Origin of the sequence: Pseudoalteromonas sp. SR45-5, from assembly GCF_014163565.1 — a bacterium.
In the GTDB taxonomy this organism is placed as follows: domain Bacteria; phylum Pseudomonadota; class Gammaproteobacteria; order Enterobacterales; family Alteromonadaceae; genus Pseudoalteromonas; species Pseudoalteromonas distincta.
On sequence record NZ_JACJDN010000241.1, the window covers coordinates 1 to 5,571 of the forward strand.

Sequence of the window (5,571 nt, forward strand, 5' to 3'; positions counted from 1 at the left end):
AATTGCGAAAACAATTTAAAGCTAATAAAACAACCAATCAAAACACCTAATAAAAAGCAGATACTTATTATTACAGCTAAAGGTAGTGTATTACTGGCTATAATGTAATTTACTTGTACTAACTGTGGGTTTTGTGACCCTAATACAAATGCACTGATAAGGCATAGTGCAACCAGAATAATTTTTAATACCTTGAACAAGTAACTACTCCACTAAGTTAACTAGGCAATGCTTTCATTCACGCGGTCGCGTAATTCTTTGCCTGGTTTAAAATGAGGTACATGCTTTCCTTCAAGCTCAACTGTATCGCCAGTCTTAGGATTACGACCTGTGCGAGGAGCGCGGAAATGCAAAGAGAAACTACCAAAACCTCTGATCTCAATACGATCTGAAGTAGATAATGAGCCGGCCATTTGTTCAAGAATTTCTTTTACAGCATTCTCAACATCTTTCACTGGAACGTGTGCGTGTTGTTCCGCAAGTATTTCTATCAATTCTGACTTAGTCATAGCGTTTCCTTAAAAAGAGATATAGGAAGGGCAAAAAATGCCCTTCCAACTAAAAACTAATTATATATTAGTCTTTTTGTGCATTTGCGAAAGCAGCTGCCATTGCGTTTTCAAACACTGGCTCTTCTTTCTTAAGCTTCTCTAGTACTTCTTTCTCTTCAGCTTCGAAAAGAGCTTTTACAGATAAGCTTAAAGTGCGGTTCTTACGATCAACACCAACGTATTTAACTTCAATCTCGTCGCCTACAGAAACAACAGTAGTTGCATCTTCAACACGCTCTTGAGCGATATCAGCTACACGGATGTAACCTTCAACGCCTTCGATAAGTTCAACAGTTGCGCCTTTCGCATCAACTTCAGTCACTTTACCTTTAACAATAGCACCTTTTTTGTTTGCATCAAGGTAGTTATTGAATGGGTCAGCTTCGATTTGCTTAACACCTAGAGAGATACGTTCACGCTCTGGGTCAACTTGCAATACGATAGCAGTGATTTCGTCGCCTTTCTTGAATTCACGTACAGCTTCTTCGCCAGGTGTATTCCAAGAAATGTCTGAAAGGTGTACAAGACCGTCAATACCACCGTCAAGACCGATAAAGATACCGAAGTCAGTGATTGATTTGATCTTACCAGTAACTTGATCGCCTTTGTTTTGTAGACGAGCAAATTCCTGCCAAGGATTAGCAATACATTGCTTAAGACCAAGAGAAATACGACGACGTTCTTCGTCAATTTCTAAAACCATAACTTCAACAGTGTCGCCAAGGCTTACAACTTTTGAAGGATGGATGTTCTTGTTAGTCCAATCCATTTCAGAAACGTGTACTAAACCTTCAACGCCTTCTTCGATTTCCACGAAACAGCCGTAATCTGTAAGGTTAGTAACACGACCAGAAAGTTTAGAACCTTCTGGGTAACGACCAGCGATAGCTGCCCATGGATCTTCACCAAGCTGTTTAAGGCCTAGAGAAACACGAGTTTTATCTTTGTCGAATTTTAGAACTTTAACTGCGATTTCGTCGCCAACATTAACGATTTCTGAAGGGTGCTTAACACGCTTCCAAGCCATATCAGTAATGTGTAGTAGACCATCAACACCACCAAGGTCAACGAATGCACCGTAGTCAGTAAGGTTCTTAACGATACCTTTAACTTCTTGGCCTTCAACAAGGTTAGCAAGAAGCTCTTCACGTTCTTGTGAGTTTTCAGATTCGATAACTGCACGACGTGAAACAACAACGTTGTTACGTTTTTGGTCAAGCTTGATTACTTTAAATTCAAGCTCTTTGCCTTCAAGGTGAGTTGTGTCACGTACTGGACGAACATCAACAAGTGAACCAGGTAGGAAAGCACGGATTGAATCAACTTCAACTGTGAAACCGCCTTTAACTTTACCGTTGATAACACCAGTAACAGTCTCTTGCTCTTCACATGCTTTCTCAAGACGGATCCATGCTTCGTGACGCTTAGCTTTCTCACGAGAAAGGATAGTTTCACCGAAACCGTCTTCAATTGCATCTAGTGCAACATCTACTTCGTCGCCTACAGCAACTTCTAGTTCACCAGCAGCATTTTTGAACTGCTCTGCAGGGATAGCACTTTCTGATTTAAGACCAGCATCTACAAGTACAATGTTATTCTCGATAGAGATTACTGTACCTTTAACGATAGAGCCTTGCTCTGCTTCAAAACCCTTTAAGCTTTCTTCAAATAACTGCGCAAAATTTTCTGACATACGAATATACGTCTCATATATTAATACCAATAAGCAACCATGCTGCATGGGGTTGTTAAAATAGCACTGGCATCCTGCTGGCGCATAAAATGTGTTTAGCTTCGTTTAGGAAGCTTACCTTCAGAGATAGCAATATCCAATAAAGTTATTACCTTATCAAACACTTGCTGTGCATTAAGATCGCTAGTATCGATCTCAATAGCATCCTCTGCAGGTACAAGCGGAGCAACGGTGCGATTCATATCGCGCTCGTCACGAGCTTGAATGTCCTGTAATAGACCACTTAGTGTAACATCAAGGCCGCGCGTATTCAACTCAACAAAGCGTCTACGAGCACGCTCTTGTGCACTGGCTGTTAAATATATTTTTAACGGCGCATCTTGAAAAACCACAGTGCCCATATCACGGCCATCGGCAATTAAGCCATTTTCAGTGCGAAATGCACGCTGGCGACGTAATAACGCTTCACGAACGCGAGGTAATGCTGCAACTTTTGAAGCCGCAGCGCCTACTTCTTCATTACGAATAGTAGTGGTTACATCTTCGCCTTCTAAAATAACTTTTCCTGCATTAGTTTGGCTATCTACCAAAAACTGCACATCTAAATTTGCAGCAAGCGGGACAAGCCCTTCTTCATTGTCTAATGCAATTTGGTGATGAAGTGCAGCTAAAGATAAAACACGATAAATCGCACCGCTATCTAATACATCCCACCCTAACTTGTCGGCTAACAAGCGACAAACAGTTCCTTTACCTGAACCACTTGGGCCATCAACGGTGATCACGGGCATTAATAACGCCTGCATTTAAAACCTCCTGCAATGCACACCTAAATAAACCGCGACATTATACGTCAGTTATTAAAATATATCTGCTATTAGTGTGTAACTTTTGTAATTACTTCTAATTAGCTTATTCACTGACTGACGCTAAAACATTGAAAAATGTAGGAAATGTTTTATAGGTACACTTTGGATCATTAATTGTTATTGGCTTTCCACCAACGGCAACCATTGCAAAACACATGGCTATACGGTGATCGTCGTAAGTATCAACAGCAACATCATTAAATGTTTCAGGTGGGGTGATCTCTATAAAATCTTCACCTTCTACAACCTGTGCGCCTACTTTACGAAGCTCAGTTGCCATTGCATATAAACGGTCTGTCTCTTTTACTCGCCAGTTATAAATGTTACGAATGGCTGTTGGGCCTTTGGCAAAAAGAGCAACAGTTGCAAGAGTCATAGCTGCATCAGGAATTGCATTGGCGTCAATATCCACACCTTTTAGTTCGCCTTTGCGAACAACTAAACGCTCATCATACCAATCAATTTTTGCGCCTACTTGCTCCATTACTTTGGCAAAGCCTATATCACCTTGCACCGACTTGGCACCCACGCCCTTAATTTCAATCTCACCGCCTGCAATTGCAGCCGCAGCAACAAAGTAAGAGGCAGAAGATGCATCGCCTTCAACCATTATGCGATCTAATGATTGATACTGTTGACCACCTTTAACTTTAAAGGTTACATAATCACTGTGCTCAACATTAACCCCAAAACGTGCCATTACATCAAGTGTAATATCAATATAAGGTTTAGAGACTAAAGTACCTTTAATAGTTATTGTTGTATCACCGTTAAATAATGGCGCTGCCATTAATAGAGCGGTTAAAAATTGACTTGAAATACTGCCGTCAATTTCAACCTCACCGCCTTTTATTTGGCCACCCACAATTTTAAGTGGTGGGTAGTCTTTGTGCTTTGTATAAGTAACATCACCACCCAATGCTTGCAGCGCGTCAACCAAGTGCCCTATCGGGCGCTCTTCCATACGTGGCTCGCCAATTAGCTCGTACTTACCAGCAACGGCAGCAAGTACTGCCGTTAAAGGTCTATAAGCAGTACCCGCATTACCTAAAAACAATGGCTCAGTCGGTGTATTAAACACACCACTAACACCCTCTACGGTGGCTACAGTGCGGTCATCATTTAAAGTTACATTTACACCTAATAACTTTAAGGCGCCCAGCATATGGCGTATATCGTCACTATCAAGTAAGTTTTCTACAACGGTAGTACCGCTTGCAAGTGCTGCTAATAATAAAATTCTGTTCGATAGACTTTTTGAACCTGGTAGGGTTACTGTGCCATTTACTCTAGAAATAGGTTCTAAACGAAGCTGCTCCATTAGCTGTGCTCCTTTGCAAAAGCAGCCATAAAGTCTACAAGTGCTTGAACACCTTCAATAGGCATTGCGTTATAAATACTTGCGCGCATACCGCCCACAATTCTGTGGCCTTCAAGAGCGAGTAACCCTGCATCTTTAGACTGAGCAACAAACTTATCATTTAAGCTTTCATCGTTAAGCCAAAACGGAACATTCATACGTGAACGGCAATGTTTAGCTACTTTATTGGTATAAAAGCTCGATTCATCAATAAAGTCATAAAGTAGCTGCGCTTTAGCAATATTTTGAACTTCCATCGCTTTTACGCCACCATTACTTTCAAGCCATTGAAATACTTCAGCAGCTAAATACCAAGCAAATGTGGGAGGCGTGTTAAACATGCTGCCTTGTTTTGCTTCTAATGCGTAATCTAAAATGCCTGGCTTAGGTAAGCCTTCACGCTCAAGTAATGTTTTACGAACAATAACGATTGATATGCCCGACGGGCCGATATTCTTTTGCGCACCAGCGTAAATTAAATCAAATTTATTAACGTCTATTTCGCGTGATAAAATAGTTGACGACATATCAGCAACGATCGGTGCAGTTGGGTGGCTTGGTACATCAAAAATTTCTAAGCCGTCAACCGTTTCGTTAGGGCAATAGTGAATGTAAGATGCATCTTCTGGTAGCACCCAATCAGCAACCTGTTTAATAGAAAACTCGCCATTGGCATCATTACGCACATCAATAGAGGTTGCTTGAGTAAACTTGTTGGCCTCGTCTGTTGCACTTTTTGACCACACGCCATTTTCGCAATAAACCGCAGCTTTGCCTTCTTGGTGTAAATTTAATGGCACAGCACTAAACTGACCACGACCACCACCATGCATAAACAGCACTTCAAATTCATCACTGATATTCATTAGGCGACGAAGGCTGGCTTCACATTTAGCTGTAAGGGCTAAAAACTCTTTGCTACGATGGCTTATTTCCATCACAGACACACCTAAATCTTGCCAATCTAGAAACTCTTTTTGTGCTTTTTTCATAACCGCTTGCGGAAGCATAGCTGGCCCCGCACAAAAATTATATTTACTCATTACCTTTGCCTCATTCCAGTAATTTAACTACTAAGCATGAATGCTCAATACCCAC

General features: G+C 41.2%; 6 protein-coding genes. All 6 read right to left on the bottom strand.

The window, feature by feature from the left end:
* Positions 1-200, bottom strand: a 200-nt coding sequence (locus tag H5072_RS10520; RefSeq protein ID WP_182693497.1) for a lipopolysaccharide assembly protein LapA domain-containing protein, incomplete at its 3' end; no start/stop codon positions are given.
* A 21-nt stretch (positions 201-221) separates the two neighbouring features.
* Positions 222-509 (bottom strand): integration host factor subunit beta, encoded by a 288-nt coding sequence (ihfB, locus tag H5072_RS10525; protein ID WP_002961178.1) that lies wholly within the window; start codon positions 507-509, stop codon positions 222-224.
* A 67-nt stretch (positions 510-576) separates the two neighbouring features.
* Positions 577-2,244: a 30S ribosomal protein S1 gene (rpsA, locus tag H5072_RS10530; RefSeq protein ID WP_002961176.1), complete on the bottom strand. Its 1,668-nt coding sequence runs from the start codon at positions 2,242-2,244 to the stop codon at positions 577-579.
* A gap of 95 nt (positions 2,245-2,339) precedes the next feature.
* Complete coding sequence (gene cmk, locus H5072_RS10535; protein WP_002961166.1) at positions 2,340-3,050, bottom strand: (d)CMP kinase; 711 nt, start codon at positions 3,048-3,050, stop codon at positions 2,340-2,342.
* A 106-nt stretch (positions 3,051-3,156) separates the two neighbouring features.
* Complete coding sequence (gene aroA, locus H5072_RS10540; RefSeq protein WP_182693498.1) at positions 3,157-4,434, bottom strand: 3-phosphoshikimate 1-carboxyvinyltransferase; 1,278 nt, start codon at positions 4,432-4,434, stop codon at positions 3,157-3,159.
* Complete coding sequence (serC, locus tag H5072_RS10545; RefSeq protein ID WP_024595544.1) at positions 4,434-5,516, bottom strand: 3-phosphoserine/phosphohydroxythreonine transaminase; 1,083 nt, start codon at positions 5,514-5,516, stop codon at positions 4,434-4,436. Before serC ends, aroA begins: the two co-directional genes overlap by 1 nt.
* Positions 5,517-5,571 lie beyond the last annotated feature (55 nt).

Bases quoted from the DNA above. Each gene is read 5' to 3' on its own strand.
- cmk (WP_002961166.1), bottom strand. From the start codon at position 3,050: ATGCAGGCGTTATTAATGCCCGTGATCACCGTTGATGGCCCAAGTGGT.
- aroA (WP_182693498.1), bottom strand. From the start codon at position 4,434: ATGGAGCAGCTTCGTTTAGAACCTATTTCTAGAGTAAATGGCACAGTA.
- serC (WP_024595544.1), bottom strand. From the start codon at position 5,516: ATGAGTAAATATAATTTTTGTGCGGGGCCAGCTATGCTTCCGCAAGCG.
- rpsA (WP_002961176.1), bottom strand. From the start codon at position 2,244: ATGTCAGAAAATTTTGCGCAGTTATTTGAAGAAAGCTTAAAGGGTTTT.
- ihfB (WP_002961178.1), bottom strand. From the start codon at position 509: ATGACTAAGTCAGAATTGATAGAAATACTTGCGGAACAACACGCACAC.